The organism is Mesorhizobium sp. M0136, assembly GCF_040322515.1.
Lineage (GTDB): Bacteria > Pseudomonadota > Alphaproteobacteria > Rhizobiales > Rhizobiaceae > Mesorhizobium.
Genome location: NZ_JAMYTP010000018.1, coordinates 115477 through 132008 on the forward strand (window position 1 = coordinate 115477; position 16532 = coordinate 132008).

13 protein-coding genes and 3 pseudogenes are annotated in these 16532 nt (G+C 59.1%); 9 read left to right on the forward strand and 7 right to left on the reverse strand.

Annotated elements, in window-relative coordinates:
- Nucleotides 1–256: 256 nt before the first annotated feature.
- The 4 genes and pseudogenes from NKJ35_RS21710 to NKJ35_RS21725 all read left to right on the forward strand — a co-directional run bounded on the left by NKJ35_RS21710 (nucleotide 257) and on the right by NKJ35_RS21725 (nucleotide 9193).
- A pseudogene (locus tag NKJ35_RS21710) lies at nucleotides 257–1517 on the forward strand (metallophosphoesterase family protein).
- On the forward strand, nucleotides 1514–4984 hold the full coding sequence (locus NKJ35_RS21715; RefSeq protein WP_352649479.1) for an ATP-binding protein: 3471 nt from the start codon (nucleotides 1514–1516) through the stop codon (nucleotides 4982–4984). Before NKJ35_RS21710 ends, NKJ35_RS21715 begins: the two are co-directional and overlap by 4 nt.
- Before the next feature lie 1208 nt (nucleotides 4985–6192).
- On the forward strand, nucleotides 6193–7650 hold the full coding sequence (locus NKJ35_RS21720) for a metallophosphoesterase family protein (protein WP_352649480.1): 1458 nt from the start codon (nucleotides 6193–6195) through the stop codon (nucleotides 7648–7650).
- Between the two features lie 166 nt (nucleotides 7651–7816).
- Nucleotides 7817–9193: a hypothetical protein gene (locus tag NKJ35_RS21725; protein ID WP_352649481.1), complete on the forward strand. Its 1377-nt coding sequence runs from the start codon at nucleotides 7817–7819 to the stop codon at nucleotides 9191–9193.
- Here NKJ35_RS21725 and NKJ35_RS21730 read toward each other — a convergent pair.
- From NKJ35_RS21730 to NKJ35_RS21745, 4 genes are all read right to left on the reverse strand, one after another.
- Nucleotides 9190–9912, reverse strand: coding sequence for a DUF7002 family protein (locus tag NKJ35_RS21730; protein ID WP_352649482.1), 723 nt, complete (start codon nucleotides 9910–9912; stop codon nucleotides 9190–9192). The two genes, NKJ35_RS21725 and NKJ35_RS21730, sit on opposite strands and share 4 nt — an antisense overlap.
- Nucleotides 9890–10852: an adenylosuccinate synthetase gene (locus tag NKJ35_RS21735; protein WP_352649483.1), complete on the reverse strand. Its 963-nt coding sequence runs from the start codon at nucleotides 10850–10852 to the stop codon at nucleotides 9890–9892. Before NKJ35_RS21735 ends, NKJ35_RS21730 begins: the two co-directional genes overlap by 23 nt.
- A complete protein-coding gene (locus tag NKJ35_RS21740) occupies nucleotides 10843–11442 on the reverse strand; it encodes a nucleoside/nucleotide kinase family protein (protein WP_352649484.1) in 600 nt (199 codons plus the stop codon). The genes NKJ35_RS21735 and NKJ35_RS21740 overlap by 10 nt, the downstream gene beginning before the upstream one ends.
- A 215-nt stretch (nucleotides 11443–11657) precedes the next feature.
- Nucleotides 11658–12185, reverse strand: coding sequence for a hypothetical protein (locus NKJ35_RS21745; protein WP_352649485.1), 528 nt, complete (start codon nucleotides 12183–12185; stop codon nucleotides 11658–11660).
- A 109-nt stretch (nucleotides 12186–12294) separates the two neighbouring features.
- On the opposite strand from NKJ35_RS21745, the gene NKJ35_RS30950 reads away from it, so the two are divergent.
- Nucleotides 12295–12624: a helix-turn-helix domain-containing protein gene (locus NKJ35_RS30950; RefSeq protein WP_502904661.1), complete on the forward strand. Its 330-nt coding sequence runs from the start codon at nucleotides 12295–12297 to the stop codon at nucleotides 12622–12624.
- Between the two features lie 466 nt (nucleotides 12625–13090).
- On the opposite strand, the gene NKJ35_RS21750 is transcribed toward NKJ35_RS30950, so the two are convergent.
- Entirely contained in the window at nucleotides 13091–13342 is a 252-nt protein-coding gene (locus NKJ35_RS21750; RefSeq protein ID WP_352648378.1) for a DUF6074 family protein, read from the reverse strand.
- A gap of 75 nt (nucleotides 13343–13417) precedes the next feature.
- Between NKJ35_RS21750 and NKJ35_RS21755 the strand changes: the two are divergent.
- The 4 genes and pseudogenes from NKJ35_RS21755 to NKJ35_RS21770 all read left to right on the forward strand — a co-directional run.
- Nucleotides 13418–13597: pseudogene (locus NKJ35_RS21755) on the forward strand (transposase); the annotation flags it as partial.
- Between the two features lie 677 nt (nucleotides 13598–14274).
- The gene (locus tag NKJ35_RS21760; protein ID WP_352648376.1) at nucleotides 14275–14436 is read left to right on the forward strand and encodes a hypothetical protein; all 162 of its coding nucleotides are present in this window, start codon (nucleotides 14275–14277) and stop codon (nucleotides 14434–14436) included.
- 639 nt (nucleotides 14437–15075) lie between these two features.
- Nucleotides 15076–15303: a hypothetical protein gene (locus tag NKJ35_RS21765; RefSeq protein ID WP_352458909.1), complete on the forward strand. Its 228-nt coding sequence runs from the start codon at nucleotides 15076–15078 to the stop codon at nucleotides 15301–15303.
- 272 nt (nucleotides 15304–15575) lie between these two features.
- Nucleotides 15576–15794, forward strand: coding sequence for a hypothetical protein (locus tag NKJ35_RS21770; protein ID WP_023680942.1), 219 nt, complete (start codon nucleotides 15576–15578; stop codon nucleotides 15792–15794).
- 191 nt (nucleotides 15795–15985) lie between these two features.
- Here the strand turns inward: NKJ35_RS21770 and NKJ35_RS21775 are convergent, their stop codons facing one another.
- Nucleotides 15986–16219, reverse strand: a complete 234-nt coding sequence (locus NKJ35_RS21775; RefSeq protein ID WP_502904662.1) for a hypothetical protein — start codon at nucleotides 16217–16219, stop codon at nucleotides 15986–15988.
- A gap of 2 nt (nucleotides 16220–16221) precedes the next feature.
- Nucleotides 16222–16458 (reverse strand): annotated as a pseudogene (locus tag NKJ35_RS21780) (transposase domain-containing protein); the annotation flags it as partial.
- Nucleotides 16459–16532: the final 74 nt, after the last annotated feature.

Here is a 16532-nt window from a genome sequence, read left to right on the forward strand (position 1 = left end):
ATAGAAAACGCGTTGCTTATCCACGCGATAGTTTTGGTCAGCCAAGAAAAAGGCCAAGTCAACGCACCGCCAGAGAAGGGCTGAAGGTCCGAACTTAGCTTCGTGACCTCACTCGACAAGACTGTTGCGGAACGCTGCCGAACTTTGATACCGAGACCCAGGCTGCCTTCACCGTGCGTCGCGACGGCCTGTGCTAAATTGACTTGGCGTCGGCATTTTGCCTGAGCTTCTTGTTCGGGCGTGGAGAGTCCTTCGAATGGCATTTCGATTTGTTCACGCGGCCGACATCCATCTAGACTCGCCGCTGCGTTCGTTGGCGCTCCGCAACGCTGAGCTTGCCGAGCTCGTCGGCGACGCCAGCCGCCAAGCCTTCATCTCGATTGTCGATCTTTGCCTTGCCGAGCGTGTCGATGCTCTGGTTATTGCTGGCGATCTTTACGATGGCGACCAGACTTCGATGAAGACGGCACGCTTTCTGGCATCCCAGATGACGCGTCTTCATCAAGCGGGCGTCAGGATCTACATGATCCGCGGCAACCACGACGCCATGTCGCGGATTACGAAGCAGCTCGTGTTGCCCGACACGGTGACCACTTTTGGCGGCCGCTGCCAATCCGTGATCCAGTCTGGCGTCGGGGTGGACGTCGTGTTTCATGGGCTGAGCTTCGCCAGTCCCAAGGCGCCCGAAAGTCTGCTGCCCAAATATGCCGCCCCACAGGAGGGAGCTGCGAACATTGGTATCATGCACACGAGCCTGGCGGGCACCCCAGGCCATGATGTCTACGCACCTTGCAGCGTCGCCGACCTGCACGGCCACGGCTTTCACTATTGGGCGCTTGGCCACATTCACGTTCGCCAAGTGTATTCCGGCGCGAGCACGCTGGTGATGCCCGGGATCCCACAGGGGAGGGACATCAACGAAGCCGGCGAGAAATCGGTCACGCTGGTCACCATTCGCGACGATCGCTCCGTCGAGATCGAGGAGAGACACACCAGTGTCGCGCAGTTCGAGCGGGTGAGCATCGATCTGACTGGGACGTCGGAATGGAACGAGGCCATCGTCCGTATCCGAGCAGGGCTGGAGCAGTCCCGGGAGATTGCGAGATCGCGCTACCTTGTTGCCCGCCTTGGCTTAGCCGGCACTTCTGCCCTTTCATGGTCGCTCATGCGCGACCGGGACTTGGCCGTCGCAGAAGCCGAACAGGCGGCCGAGCAGGTGGGCGACACCTGGGTTGAAAAGCTGGAGCTTGCTCTTTTGGCTCCCGGTGTCGGGGATTTGAAAAGCGTTGCAGATCCCACGCTGGAACTAGCACAGTCCATGCACGCCAATGCGGGGTCAGAAGCATTTCGATCCGACGCGCGAGAATTCAGTGTTGAAGACGATCGCGGACCTGCCACCCGATGCCCGCGGTTTCGCCGGCAAGGATGAAGCGGGGCTCGAACAGTTTCTCGACGATGTGCTTGCCGGAAGCGTCGACCTGGTCACGGCGAGGCTCAAGGCAGGTGCGACGCGATGAGATTGCGGCGCCTTGATCTGACCCGCTACGGCAAGTTTACCGATAAGGCGATCGATTTCGGAGAGAAGCCGGTTTCAGGTCCCGATCTGCATATCGTTTTTGGGCTGAATGAGGCCGGAAAATCGACCGCGCTGTCTGCCTACCTTGATCTGATCTTTGGCATCGAAGAGCGCAGCCGCTACAATTTCCTGCACGAATATAGCTCCATGCGCATCGGCGGACTGCTGGAATTCGAAGGGCGGGCGCTTGCCGTTTCCCGGACCAAAAGCCGCAGCAACTCACTGCACGACGGAGAAGGCAGGCCGCTGAGCGAAATTGCCATCTCGGCGCAGCTCGCCGGACTGTCCCGCGAAGCCTATAGCAGCATGTTTTCGCTCGATGACGAGACGCTGGAAGCAGGGGGCAAGGCGATCCTTGAATCGCGTGGTGATCTCGGCAAACTCCTTTTCACCGCCAGCGCCGGGCTCGGTCATGCCAGCGATGTCTTGGCCGCATTGGAGACGGAGGCAGACGCGCTTCACCGAAAACAGGCCCAGAGCACCGAGATCGCGCTGCTGAAGAAGCGGTTCGCAGAGCTCAAGTCACGCAAGGAGTCGATCGACACCCTGGCCTCGACATTCGAGGCGCTCGAGGCTGAACGGGTGGAGGCCCAGGATAAATACGATCGCAGCCTGGCTGAGCGCTCGGAATTGTCGGCGCGTCTCGCCACAATCGACCGCTATGGGCGCGCCGCGCCGCTGCTCGGGGAGATCAAGCGCAAGGGGATCAGACTGGCTGAGCTGCCTGACATCCCGTCTCCTCCTATGACCTGGAGCGGCACCGTCGCCGAATTGATCGATCATGATGCCCGCTTGAGAACCCGCCTCCAGGCCAATGCCGATGAGATCGATCGAGCGAGGGCAAAGATCGAAGCAATCTCTGTCGATGAGGCTGTCCTGGTGATCTCCGAACAGGTGCGCGGACTTGCCGATCGCAAGGCGCGCTACGTGTCCGCGGGCATGGATCTGCCGACCCGCAAGATGGAAGTCCAGATGCTTGACCAGGTGGTCGCGAACTCCCTCGCCGCGCTCGGCAGATCGGCCGAACCGGATCCGTCCCGGCTCATCCTGCCGGCCTTTGTAGTCGGCACGCTTCGCAGCATGGTCGAACAACGCTCCGGCATCACGACGAGCCTGCGGATGGCCCGCGATGAAGCCGCTGCCGCGCTCGACGGGCTCAACGCCGCGCGAGGTCGCGTGGGTGAGGAGAGGGCGGTGCCCGAGCCCGCAAGAGCCAGGCTGATGGCAGCCATGTCGGAAGCGAAGGTCAGCAGTCACGCACGCGAGATAAGAGAAGCGCGCGCGTTTGAGGACGAGCGGCTAACAAGGCTGGCGGATGCGATGCGGCGCCTCCAGCCATGTTCGGGAGATGCGGACGCACTTTCGAGAATGTCGGTCCCCGCACCGACGCAGATGGCTGCTTGGAAAACACTGGCCGCGGACCTTCAAAGGGACAAAGCTGTGTTCTCCGAGCGTCTGGCTGAGCAGGAACAAAGTCGGATGGCGACTTTGTCACGTCTGGCTGCTGTTCGCGCCTCGGCTGATCTCGCCGACGATGACACAGCCGCAGCCATTCGACGTGAGCGAGACGAGGCCTGGCGAAATCACCGGGCGAACCTCAAGGCGGAAACCGCAAACGTGTTTGCCGCGGCATTGGCCAGGGACGATCATGTCGGCGCGGATCGATTGGCCCATGCAGGCGAGCTCGCTGATATGCGCGCAATCAAGCAAAAGGCGGCCGAGACCGAAGCGGCCATAGAGCGCGTAAGCTTCCAACTCGCCGAGATTGCCCAGCGTGCAGAAATGGCGTCCGCTGACATCAAGCGAATGGCCAGCGCCTTGCTCGAGAATTGCCAGCCGCAGTCGCTCGACCTGCTGATCGGACTTCTTGAGGAGCGCCTTTCCGCACGCTCCGACGCGCTTGCCGCCTGGGACGACATCTTGCTCGCACGCGCAAGGATTGAACGTGCAACTTCCGAGGGAGAGCGAATCTATCTCGGATTTGCTTCGGCTCTTCAAAGCGTTGGAATTCAGCCGGAAGCTGGTGAGGCCCTGGAGGCAATGGTGGTCGCCGCCGACCGCTTTCTGGATAGGCAGGCAAAGGTCGACGCGGAACGAGCGGAAGCGCTGAGGAGCGTCGCCGCGAAGGAAGAGGAGCTGGCCGCCCGGCGACTCGCTGTTGAAATTGCCGAGCGGCGAGAGGGTGCATGGCAGGCCGAGGTCAAGGAAACGCTCCAAGGCACCTGGCTTGAAGAAGGCATCGCCGGAACCGGGCTTGGCAGCGTCCTCGATCAGTTGTCAGAGCTGTCAAAGGCCCTGCAGGATCGTGAGGCCATGCGCATCCGCATCCGCAAGATGGAGGCGGACAGGACTGCATTTGCTGAAGAGGTGGCCCGCCTTGGTGCGCAGGCCGGCGAGCATGAAAGCGACGAGGTGCCAGAACAGGTGAGCGTCAGGCTGACTGAGCGTCTGGAGCAAGCTGAGCGTGCCCGTGAGGCTAGGGCAAATCTCCTCCTTGACGTTCAGAAGTTGCAGGACGTTCAAGAGGCACTGAATGCTGAGTTCGCGGCACACGAGACGACAAAGCAGGATGTGCTCGATGCCTTTGGGGTGAAAACTCTGCCGGAGGTCGTGGAGCGCGATGAACAGCTTCGCGAGCGAGATGGCCTGCAGAGTGCGGTGGCCGAGCTTGAAGAACGACTGACGAGCGAGCTCGGCCTCGGCGACTTCATCCAGGCGCAGTCGTTGCTCGAAGGCCTAGATCTCGATCGGCTCGCAATTGAAAAGGCGGAAATCGAACGACGCCTCGCCGACCTCGATGACTCACTGCAGCAGCAACTCGTCCGGCGAACCCGAGCCACCGACAAGCTCGATGCGATCGGCGGCGACAGCGCAGTTGCCCGAATTGATGCCGATCGACGCACCGTCCTTCTCGAAATCGAAGAGAAAGCTGTCCGTTATATCGAGTTGAAGCTTGGGGTGATGTCGGCGTCGAGCGCGCTCCGGGTTTATCGCGAACGCCACCGCTCCGGAATGATGAGTGAGGCGTCCGACGCGTTCGCACTGATCACACGGGGCCAGTACACCGGCTTGACAACCCAACCGGTGAAGGGCGGCGAGGTCCTCATCGCGACGCAGCGGGATGGCCAATCGAAGGTCGCAGACGCTTTGTCGAAGGGCGCGCGTTTCCAGCTCTACCTGGCTCTGCGGCTCGCCGGATATTACGAGTGTGCCAAGCTCAGGCCCTCTGTTCCCTTCATCGCAGACGATATCATGGAAACGTTCGATCATCTCCGGTCGGAAGAAGTTTTCCGCTTGTTCGGCGAGATGGCAGGTGCGGGTCAGGTGATCTACCTCACGCATCATCAGCACCTATGCGAGATTGCGAAGTCGGTCATTCCCGACGTCGCCATCCACGAACTTGGGTGATTCAAAACAGCATTGTTGTTGGCTAGCGTCGAGGTAAGGCGCATCGCAATGACGGCTTCGCGCCTTTTCGCTCGCTCTCTGTCTCAGGCGGGGATCCCAAAGTCGGACACGATCGCCTCAGGCCTCAGATTGAGGAAGCAGACAAGTTGAGAGTCAGCAGCATTTGGATGCTAAGCGCCGGCAGTGGATACTAATCAGTGGGCAAAGAACCTGTCAGCCGTTTCACCCGAAGGAAAGGCGTGAACAACGCAGACTTCTGCGCTAACTCTAGATCATTATCACGGAACGTGGAGCCAGCCGCTGCGCCTGCCTCAACCTCATCCCCTCGACTTCGATTGGCGATACTCCGCCAAATCAGTTCAGGCGATATGTAGTTTGGTCTCGCCTGAGACAACCGTCCTCACCGTAGGCACGCCCTCTATCTCTCGCTGCCTAGATGTTGCTTCAAGAGATTCGATTCTGGTCGATAGGCAGCCCTTTCAAAACGTCAGGAAACATATCGTAGCCGACGTCGGAGAAGTGACGCTGAAGATCCAGCGATCGATAGCAATTCTGGATCCACCTTGGTATCCAGCCGAGGCGAAGCGATGGATAGCTTGGGCAGCTTCAGTGGTCGGCCAAGGAAGCCAAATCCTTGTAACCCTATGGCCGGAGCATACCCGCCCAACCGGGAGGGCGGAACGAGAAGAACTCGCTGGTTGGATTGGTGGATGGGGGAAGCTCGATGACGTTGGCATCGCGGTAGAATACGCTTCGCCAGAGTTCGAACAGGCGGCCGTCAGGAGGACTGGGGCTACAAGTTCCGATGGGGGGGCTCGACGTGGCGACCTTCTCAGCATATCGGTCAACTGCGAACCTAGTATGCCGCCACCTCATACAGAGCCGGGGCGATGGATTCGCTTCACGATCAACGACTATCAGCTCGCCGTCCGTGATGCGCCGCACCCCGCCGGTCTGTCGACAGTGGCACAAGTCCTCGGAGCCGAGGGATGGACTTGGCCTCATGTAAGCCGGCGGGCGCTTGGCCGGGAGAATATCGGCTTGTGGAGTTCACAGAATGAAGCCGCCGTGGTCAGCGACAGCCATCATCTCATTCAGGCATTGCGGGCGTACCTGACCTCGGAGCTACCGCCGACAGAACTGTTTCGTGCGTATCCGGCACTTGAGCAGTGGCGCATCCCGAAACCACCCTTTTGGAGAACTGCAGAGTGGCAACACCGTTCATAGCGCTAAGGTTCAGGGACACCACGCCGGGCGTCGACACCATTCAATCCCATCGCGAGATTATTTCGAGCAAGGGCTTCGTCTGGTGGGGCTGGTGGAAGAAGAAGTTCGAGGACGAACACCTCGATGCGCTCGACACCATGAATGGCCCAACGATCGCTTATATCGTCGACCGATCCACCAGACGCATGTTTACTGCTAAAGTCGAGGCTTGGCGCTGCGGGTTGCTTGACGGCGACGAGCTGGTAGCCGTTCCTAACTACTATGTCGACGAGCGGGACCGCATCTTCGGCTGGTTCAAGCTCACCGATATTCAGGCGTGCGAATATCTCGACGAGGTAGCAAACAGGTTTGGCGATCACACTCTGGTACCACTCGGCGGGAAGGCCCATCAACCCGATCGTGTAGCCGCGACGACCCGCGCCAATCGCTCGGCGATCCTCCACCTGTCCGATCTTCATTTCGGACCGGACTACGACTTTCTCCTACAGGGCGAAACACCGGCTATCGGCAACACGAAGAAGACGCTCACGGAGGCCCTTCTGGATGATCTGGGCAGGATAGGTGCCCAGAACGATATCGGCACAATCCTGGTTACTGGCGACTTCACCACGAAGGGCGACTGGAGCCAAGCCAGGCGCAGCAGCATCCTGGCCGAGTTCGCGAGCCTCACTAAGGCGCTCGGTCTAGAGCGAGACCAAATAGTCGCCGTTCCCGGCAACCATGACATTGTCCGCGCGATGGATCCGTCGAACGTCGATCCCGCCAAGCTGGCGGTGAGCAATCAGGCAACATACGAGCATGAGCTTCAGTACCGCGTATTCTGCGAGGAACTCATAGGCCGCGGTTGGAAGGAGACGCTGAACTACGTTCGGCGATTGCAGCTGGGTGACGTAGATGTGTTGATCGGTGTGCTGAACTCATGCACCATCGTTCAAACAGAATGGAGCGAGTACGGCTACATCGGCGAGAGTGGAATCGACGCGTTGCGAGAACTCGGCGCCGAGCGGATCGATCGACCGACATTCAAGATCATGGCCCTGCATCATCATTTATTGCCGGTGACCAATGTCGCGACGCTGAACAACAAGGGGATCACGCTTTCGGTAGATGCCCCACGAATTCTGGACGCTGCTCAGCAGGCCGGCGTGCAGCTAGCTGTTCACGGCCACGAGCATATGCCGCGGGTGGTCAAATATGACAATCAGCCGCTCGCCGGTGCTCCACAACAGGTGGCGATCTATGTCGTTTCAAACGGCAGTACCGGCGTCTCGCCGGTGCGGCGTCCCGGCAACGAACGCAACACCTACTGTATCTTCCGCTTGAGCGACAAGGAAATGCACCTGACGATGCGCGAGCTGCGTCCTGATGGCAAAGTGGGTTTATCCCTCTTCAGTGGCAACTTAGATATCTCCCCCATTTTGCCCAATGCGGCGGCCTAAGCCTCATCCGTCGCGCGTCAAGGTGCGAATTTGAACCTACGGTGCATTACTCGTAGCCTGTGCAAAACTGGCGGGAAAGCGGGGATCATTGGCTCGCCTATGTGGCGCGAAGGCCTAGTATGTGCCCATTACCGGGACGGCTTGCTGTTGCCATGAAGAAACTGGAATGGGTATCGCTTTGAATTTTCGCAAGGATGAATCGCTGGACGCGTTGGCTCGGGCGGGGAATGTTGCGCAATTCATCAGCTTCGTTCCCACGTACGGTGGGGCCTTCTCTCAGAGTTACTCGCGAGTCTTCGGTTACCCTCCCAATCACCACTTCGGGGATGCTCAAGAGGCACTTGCCGCGCTGCTGGCCGCGAGTGTGGATGCCTCGATAAATCTGCGCAGCTACGCCCCGGACAGTCCGCGGAGCAAAGAGTTTGTCTACGGGATACGTGACGTGCAGGAAGCCCTCGCCGGACTCAAGCGGCTAATTTCATCGGGCCTGTTCGTGATCGCCAATGAGACCATCGATATCAATGATGGTGGGGTTTCCGGGGTGATCCAGGGCGGCATCATGGAGTTCGCTCCTGATGACACACCGCGGTGCGTGGAGAAGCCCGGAGTGGCCTCCCTACCCGTGCCCTGGGCGCTTGACCTGCTCACGAAGGTCTATGGATTTCGACCTGAGCTAAAGATGCAGAGCCAGGGACGGCTCGAGTTCAGCATTCATCCTCGGCCACGCGGATGGAAGAACAGCCACACGCTATGCTGGGAGTCGGAGCCCGAAAATACGGTGGCGGCGACTGCCAGCATGAACTGGCCCAACCGCTTCAGCCGACATATCGGTGACAAGGCGTTCGGTCTGCTCATGGCCGAGCTCGCAGGCGCAAATGTGCCAGCTACCACTGTCTTCGGGCGGCGCGTTGCCCCATTCACCTTCGGACAGCCGACGGGAAGCCACGAGGTCTGGATCCGCACCTGTCCGCATGAGCCAGAGCCAGGAAGGTACACAACCCTCAAGGGCTGGACTGACCCATTCAAGCTTATGTCCGTGGAGGATCCCAACCACACTGCCATCGCTTCCGTAATTTGCCAGGCCGCGGTACCGGCTGCCTATTCAGGCGCTGCCATTGTCACGATCGATGGGACCCTGCTCGTGGAGGGTCGCTCCGGTGAGGGCGATGGTTTGATGCTGGGTATCGATCACCCCGAAGAGCTGCCATCTGCGGTCGCCGAGCAGATCGACGCGGTTTACGACATGTTGTCCCGCTCGCTTGGAGCCGTGCGCTTCGAGTGGGTCTATGACGGTCAGACAGTCTGGGTGGTACAGCTCCATCGCGGCGCGACCCAGACGTCACAGGCCGTTCTGGTGCCGGGAGAGGCGGCCCACTGGCTGACCTTCGAAGCGGCCGAAGGGCTCGAGGCACTGCGAACATTCCTGCATGACATGCCAGCCGATGCAGGGGTGAAGATTGAAGGCGAGATCGGACTTACTAGTCACTTGGCCGACCTAGTCCGAAAGGCCAAGCGACCAGCCAGGTTAGCAGTGCCAGCCTAGACGCCCTCATGCGGATGGCTGCCTGGCCTCCGCCACAGGTCCTCGATTTCGTCGCCGTTCACGCGTTGCGCTGCCAAAAGGTGACTGGCGGCGTCCGGGACGCTGTAGGCGACGGTCAGCTCGACCAAGGCATTTTCCAGGGGTCTCGTTTTCCTTCGCTCGGCAAACGGATAGTCGGCAATCTTCACGAACGTGCCCTTGCCCCTCGGTTGGGGATTCATGATAGTCGACCCGCTGTTTATCGGGCTGAGGAGGATACTGTCGCGGTGGGCGGCGACCAAGGACGCAGTGTCAAACGTCAGGATTGTGTGCGGCCGATCGCGATATGCCTTAGCTGCCAGAAGCCTGTGCAACCGCTTCTTGTGCAGCCAAAAGAAGGTTTTGCTATTGAGTATCTTGTACCATTGAAACGGTGTCAGCCCGTCCTGAAGGCACTTCTGCAGCGCGCTGTCGCTCATCGGCTTGTTGTCGCGGATGACGGCGTTAGGCAGCCCATCCTTTGCGATATCGACGCTCTCGGGCCGCAGCCTCTCCTCAATGGCAAGTCGCTGGTCGCCAGAAATCCCATAGGCATCGAGGAGCGCTGACGCGCTCATCAGCCCGTGGTTACGGATCGACGGGAACGAACCGTCCTCCGCCATGTGGTACAGCCGCGGATAGATGCTGATCAGTTCGTTTTCCTGCACCGGCAGCTCCTCAGTTCCACTGCCGCCGGTCAATGATGATGGCGTCCTTCCCGAAGTCCTTGGAAATCAGCGAGACGCGGGCGTTGGTGACCTTCTCCACCCGCTCGATGAAGTGCCTAGTGGTCGCGTTGAGTTCCTCGAAGGTTTTCGCCTTGCGATTGTCGATCCCGAGATAGTCGGCGAAGGTCAGCGCGATATCGGTTACCCCGTTGATGCTGGCGGCGCGTCGCACCTGCTCCCAGTCAAACTCGGCGATGCGGCGTTCCTTTCCGGAAACGGTGCCAACTTCGATCTTATGTAGGTCCGCCGCCGGAATATCGCTCCGCGCGGCAATGTCCTCGACCGTAATCTCGTGCATCATCGGCCCCGACGTGCCGCCAACGCGGATAGGGTAGGTCCGCATAACCATTATCACCCGTCGGACTCTCGTTGGTGCTATGCCAGCATCGGCGAGGCAACCGGACGCTGTTGTCTCGCGCGAGGTTACGAATGGGTATTCCCCATGATGCAGGCTGAGATCGGTTCCCTGAGTGCCCTCGAGGAGGACCGACTTGCCGGCAGCATAAGCCTTCTCGAGCTCGACCTTGGTGTCACGAATGAACGGCTTAAATTCCGCGATTTGTTTGGCGAGGCGGACCTTACTGCCCCAGTACTCGTTGCCGTCTCGCCCTAAGATTTTCCTTGCCGTAGCAACTCCGACGCCCTTTTTCGTCGAGCCGATCACCTCGAGGGTGCCCGCTTCCTGTGCGATGTCGCTGTCCTCGATGATGATGGCCTGCGGATCGATCGACAGCCTGTCTTCGGTGAGCTTGAGGTCAGTAATCTCCTTGAGCACCTGCTTGACTGAGAGGGTTGCGCCGGCGCCGATCAGGATCTTCGCATCAGGGTTGCTTTGCGTTCCTGAGGGCAGCTGGATGTAGTCGTATTTGGGATCGGCCACCTTATGCCCGGCATTAGGTCCGCCTACCCGCATAAGAACATCGTAATCCCTGGCGATGAAGGCGCAGATATGCCCTTCCCCTCGCTTCCGTACTGAGCACCGACCAAAACGTCGACACACCGGGCAACCTCGCGGGGGAACAGGCCCAGTCCCGCAGTTGCCTGGGCTAGCAACGATCGGGGGCTAGAACGGTGGGTTTCCAAAACCACGTTAGCGACTTCAGCGAGCGCCTCGATCTTGCTTTCCGTCGCCCCGTGCTCGCGTGCCTCGTCGTAGCTGTTGAACTCCCGGATCTCCGCCTTGCGTGCCAGGTAACGCTCGCGCAACACACCAATCGGTGCAGTGAGGTGGACGTGAACGACCCTGTCACCGAATTCGTCGCGGAAGTACTTAACTTGGTCCAGCGTCCGGACCGCATCCACCAGCCAGATCCGATCCGCCGGAGCCCCGTTCGTTTCAGCCAGAAACTGCTCGAGGACCCACTTTCCGTTGGTCTCAATGTCGAGCTTGTCGCCAAGCTTGATCAGTGCGTCGCGATCATCGGTATCGCTAGCGCGAAGCAATAGCGCCCGTGTAGATACGCGCTTCGCGTCGAAACGTGACGTCAATTGCTCGGTAAACATCGATTTTCCGACCGCAAGCGGACCGGACGCCAAGAAAATTGGTTTCAGCGCAACCTCCTGCCACTAGAGAACCAAATCCTTCCCCGATTTCCATCAGCCCTAGGACTCAAGCTCTGCATGTCGAAGAGATACGCATCGATTTCAATTCAATCTATAGCTCACGCGAAGTTTTTTTGTTGAGAAACGCCTGACTGAGTTGGTTTCTGCTGATGATTCTATTGCAAGGCTTCATATCGCTGAAGGAACGCGCTCTTAGCTTCGCGCGGCGACAGGAAGCGTACCTTTACTAGGGCGGGCGCAATCCGATCGCGCCTAGCCCATTCGTCCGTGCCTGCCGGCATGATCTGGGCCTGCTCGGCGGCCAGGACACGCAGGTCGGCTCGCTTAATTGCCGAGCTTGACTGAGCGCTAATACCAAATCGCTCAGCGATCGCGCGCTGCATCTCAGTTTCAATCCGCCTGTAATCCGGAAGCATCTGCTTGAGCGGACGCGTAATATCGCCAAGGAAAGCTTCCGCGGCATCGTGCAGCAAGGCGGCCAATGGATCCTCCTCCACGAGGTCGCTGACCAGCAAGCTGTGCTCGGCCACAGAATAGAAATCCAAACACTGGCCCGCATAACGACACTGAAGCGCAAGGCCGTGGGCGATGTCCTCGATGGTAAAGTCGCTGGTATGAGGCGACAGCAGGTCCAGCCAGGCGCCACTGTGCAACATTATCGAGGGCCCGACATCAACCTTCACTGCTGTAACCCGCTGCCTGCTCCACGCCATACCCACCCCCTAAACTACCGCTCAGCTACCACAGATCAACGAACTTGCAAATTTGCAATTTCTATCCTATGCGAAATCGATGAGGCTTACAACTGAAGAAGCAACGAGAATCGCGAGAGAAATCAGGACTGCCTTGGCCGATCGGCGCCTTTCCGCAGCAAATGCAGCGCGGTTGAGCGGGATGCACCCCAGCCGTCTAAGCCGCATATTAGGTGGGCAGTTCGCAACACCGAATCCTAATGTTGTGCAAATTTGCACGTTTTTGGGTGTAACGCTTCCGCAGGGCCAGTACACCGAGGGCGCTGGACGCATAATTGGCAGCGCTCTGAAGGTCTGGGACGGAAGTCCGGATGATGTCGAGGAAGTGATTAAGCTGTTTAATCAGATTGCCGCCTTGCGCCGTCGTTAGCGCAGCGAAATGCAGCGCGGAATATTGGGCTAGGTTGGGCGCGGCGGACAGCCCGCAATCGGCCTTCAAAGCAGCTATTGGTAATGCTCGCCGGGGCTGCGGAGCGGGCAGGGCTATTGACGCAGAAAACACACGACGTTCGCCTTTTGTGCTTCGAAAGTCGCATAAAAGGCAGTGTGGAACTCAACGGCGGCTCATTGGTTTTGCGGGTTCAGCTCGTGGAAAAGGTCCGTCGGCCTTCCATGAACGCGGGTTTCGGCATCGCCTACCTCGATTTGGTCGATGAACGCCGGACAGGCGAGGCGGAACCGTATCTCGCCCGAGAGCACATTCGCGCGCATGATTTCGACGAACGCGGCTATCTTTTCATCCGCAGTGAGAAACCTGCGTTTGACGGATGCAGTGGTGCTACGCTTGTGGAGCCCCGGGGCGTCTCTATGCGGCAATCCCTCATCGTGAGCCGATGCTATTGTGCAAGTTTCGCAGCACTGCGGGTGGCGATATCGCCTAAGACAGCATGAAGAAGCGTTCCAACTTCCTGTTCGGCGACCCCGGGTGCAATTCCTGATTCGGACAGTTGAACGAGAATTGCCTTGGCGGTGTTGCGCCAGAAGGCGTTCGCGTCCTCCCCGTTCTTGGATTCCAGGATCCGGGCGATCCCTTCGACCAACTTCCGCCGCCGATGCAGCGGAAACGCGCTAATGTTTGAATCACGCATCGATCACCTCACCCCTTCAGTCGCGCGAATAAGCATTGGCGGGTGAGAAAATTTGGTTAACAGCGCTTTTGGACAATGGTCAGCAATGGAATAAAGCGTCTACCCAACAAGCCACGAGGTGTGCCGCGTGTTGATGATCGGCGCGTGCTGAACGGCATCTTCTGGGTGCTGCGCTCCGGTGCTCCATGGCGCGACCTGCCTCAGCGCTATGGGCCGCGCACCACCTGTTGCAACCGCTTCGTCCGATGGCGAAAGTGGCTGCGCAGTAACGAGTCTAAGGCCTAAGGTTTGCGGAGCCTCACGCCGGCGCGGCTGCCGTTCTGCGGGATGAACTCGACGCCGGCGGCCTAGAGGGCGATGCGCAAGGCAGCAACGGTTCGCTCTTGTGTGGGGCTCTGTCGGGCCGCGACATCTACTTAATGTCTACTTTAGACAGTCGCCGCGACCATAACTTTTGATAGCAAGTCAGGGTCGCGGGATGCCGAGCCGCTTGAAATACCGAGTTAGGTCCGGGTGCTCGCGATCGTCCTGCCTCAACCGCGTCGTCATCGCCGGCGAGCGCCATAACCAAACCGGGAGCACTTATTCTCGACGGAGCACCGGGCATTCTCTGGTTGTGAAGACGGTGCTTGATCACCTGCCGCCTGAGTGTGTCTTCGCTTACGTTGTAGTCGTGTCTGAACAGATCAATGGCCCTCTGGACCGTGATCGCCTCTGCCCGTGGGATGTAGAGCGGCCGAAGCCGTTCGGCTGTTTCTGGCGCTGTTTTGACAGGGAGCGCATTGGTCATGCGGCCCATCGCGCTTTTCTGCGGCCCGCCGTTTCGCCCGACATCACGGAACGATATCGGCCCCCATATTAGAAACCTATGGACGCTACGGAACCCCACGGCCACGGGATGGCGGCCGATCTTTTGACATCGGAAGTTGCCAATGCCAGGCAGCATCCACCGGACCGAGCTCGCGCTTCAACGCACTGAAGAAATGCTGGCCGAAAATCTCGCGCTGTGCAGCAGGATACGAACTGCGGCGGAGGCCGCAGACCGCTTGATGAAGATCAATCCCCCCAGCTTTGAGGGAGGTCGCGCGGGTTGAACGGGGCCGGCGTTTCATTTTCGCGGCCTTGCGGCACCGTCCCGCAAGAGCCTGCCCTACATCACAGCGTGAGCAAACATCGGACAGAAGCATTCCAACGTTCACCGACCCAGACCGACACGAATCTTCAGTTCAAAGAGCGAGGATTAATGCTGCGGCAAACGAAGGGGGCACGGGGGGTCTTCGCGCGAGCCAGCTACCGCTCAGAAATTTCTCCAAATATTCCGACCTCCTGATGGAACCCATTCGTTGCGGGCGAGTTGCGGCTCATTGGTCGGACTCCCCGAACATGACAACGAGCAACAAAGCAGACCATCAGTCTGTCTCCGAAGCGTTTCGGAAACTGATCCGTTCCGAAGGCTATCGTCATCACGTACAAACGTTCTTAAATCTGGAGGTCGAACCAGAACTGCCGCCAACCCTACAGTCATTACTTGCGGCTATTGATCGGGCCAAACAGGGCCCGACGGAAGAAGGTCCCTAGCCGCTGGCTGAGCGTCAGGTCAAAGAATATAGAAGCTCGCTTCGTGGCTTCTCCCCCTGATTCCCACTCAGAAGTAATCAAACATTCTGCTTGATTTTTCTCGACAGAGGATCATGAATGTTCCCTTGGGTTCTCGCTGAGGTGGGAGGCCTTGTATGAACGTTTGGACGAACTGCCGACCCGACAAAGTGACTGCCAAACACCTTGTTCACGAGCTGATCCTACAAGCCCGTCGCGGCCAAATCATCTCCGTCAAAGAGACTATCGCAGCGGTGCGCCGAGACGGGCCACATCTGGCGGAAACTGACTGCGAGCTGGTGGAGCTTATTGTCAATGTTGCCCCAGCCTTTGGCCTGTTCGTCGGGTTCGATCTTCGCGAATAGCCTCATGGCAACCCATTGGTTCTCGCCTGCGGTGTACGTCAGGACAGACCGACCTGGGATTGTGGGAGAAAGGCGGCTCGAGGCGCGTCAATAGGATCGAGGAGGAGCATGAGGGTCTTCGCGAGCTGGTGTCCGATCCCCACCACAGAAATTCTACAAAGATTCCTGACTGTCGCGGCCTAGCACCGTACAATTGTACGATTCGTACATGGCGTTGATGTCCGTCAGGAAGTGAGTAGATTCCCCTTCGGCGTGTCGCTGGGGAGGGCTGGATGAGCGTCGCGCAAAGGGTCGGTCCGCTTCTAGAGCAAGCAATCACTGTACTCCTCAACAGGGCGGACCGTCGCGACACGGTCTCGATCAAAGCGGCACTACGCGAAGCTCGGGAGGCTGCGCCTTATTTGGTGGCCTCCGACGAAGAACTAACCGAGGCGATCCTCGAGGCAGCAACTGCCATGGGCCTCTGCGTGCCTTTCGACGGTCGCGAATAGCTGTCAGCCAGCTTCGCTTGTCGTGACCTGGCAATGGCGACCGTGTGCTGCCATTCATTCTCGACATTCCCGCCTTGGCGTGACAGCCCTCACATTAACGCTCTCGCCGAGGACGAATAGTGTCCGTCCGGTGAAGACCGCAGGCGTGCGTATCCGGCGGCCATGAGCACCTGAGCACCGCGGTGCTGGGGTCAAGCTTTCGATGGGGAGACGCGATGATATTCGTCGAGGAGGAGTTTGACTTCCTCGATGCCTTCATCGGTGAAGGCCAAGATCCCGTCGTCATCGTTGGCGCCGTACACCCAGATGACGCCGTCCTCGGGCTCGAGACCGAGGGGCAGGTCCTGGATGAGCGCTTCGCTGACGCCGAGGTCCCTGGCGACACGTTCGACGGTGTAGACGTGATGCACCTTATTGCGCTGCATGATCAGGCCGCCGCTGGTTGGGTCCGCAGTTTTGCGGATCTCCAATTCCACGGCAGCAAATCATCGATCCGCTGTGCTGGGTGGGCTGCGATGCGCGCCAGGATATCGGCGAGCCAGGCCTGAGGGTCGACGTCATTCAACTTGGCGCTGACGATCAGGCTGTAGAGAACGGCAGCGCGCTGTCCGCCACGATCGGAACCGCAGAACAGCCAGGACTTTCTACCGAGAGCCATCACCCGTTCATTGTGCCCATGTCGGGGACGAACTGGAAGTTCATTATCGCTGGCATCCATATTTTGGCCGAAAGGTCAGC

Excerpts from the sequence above, each read along its gene's own strand:
- NKJ35_RS21715 (WP_352649479.1), top strand. The coding sequence starts at position 1,514 with ATGAGATTGCGGCGCCTTGATCTGACCCGCTACGGCAAGTTTACCGAT.
- NKJ35_RS21725 (WP_352649481.1), top strand. The coding sequence starts at position 7,817 with ATGGGTATCGCTTTGAATTTTCGCAAGGATGAATCGCTGGACGCGTTG.
- NKJ35_RS21735 (WP_352649483.1), bottom strand. The coding sequence starts at position 10,852 with ATGCGGGTAGGCGGACCTAATGCCGGGCATAAGGTGGCCGATCCCAAA.
- NKJ35_RS21740 (WP_352649484.1), bottom strand. The coding sequence starts at position 11,442 with ATGTTTACCGAGCAATTGACGTCACGTTTCGACGCGAAGCGCGTATCT.
- NKJ35_RS30950 (WP_502904661.1), top strand. The coding sequence starts at position 12,295 with ATGAGGCTTACAACTGAAGAAGCAACGAGAATCGCGAGAGAAATCAGG.
- NKJ35_RS21750 (WP_352648378.1), bottom strand. The coding sequence starts at position 13,342 with ATGCGTGATTCAAACATTAGCGCGTTTCCGCTGCATCGGCGGCGGAAG.
- NKJ35_RS21760 (WP_352648376.1), top strand. The coding sequence starts at position 14,275 with ATGCCAGGCAGCATCCACCGGACCGAGCTCGCGCTTCAACGCACTGAA.
- NKJ35_RS21765 (WP_352458909.1), top strand. The coding sequence starts at position 15,076 with ATGAACGTTTGGACGAACTGCCGACCCGACAAAGTGACTGCCAAACAC.
- NKJ35_RS21770 (WP_023680942.1), top strand. The coding sequence starts at position 15,576 with ATGAGCGTCGCGCAAAGGGTCGGTCCGCTTCTAGAGCAAGCAATCACT.
- NKJ35_RS21775 (WP_502904662.1), bottom strand. The coding sequence starts at position 16,219 with ATGCAGCGCAATAAGGTGCATCACGTCTACACCGTCGAACGTGTCGCC.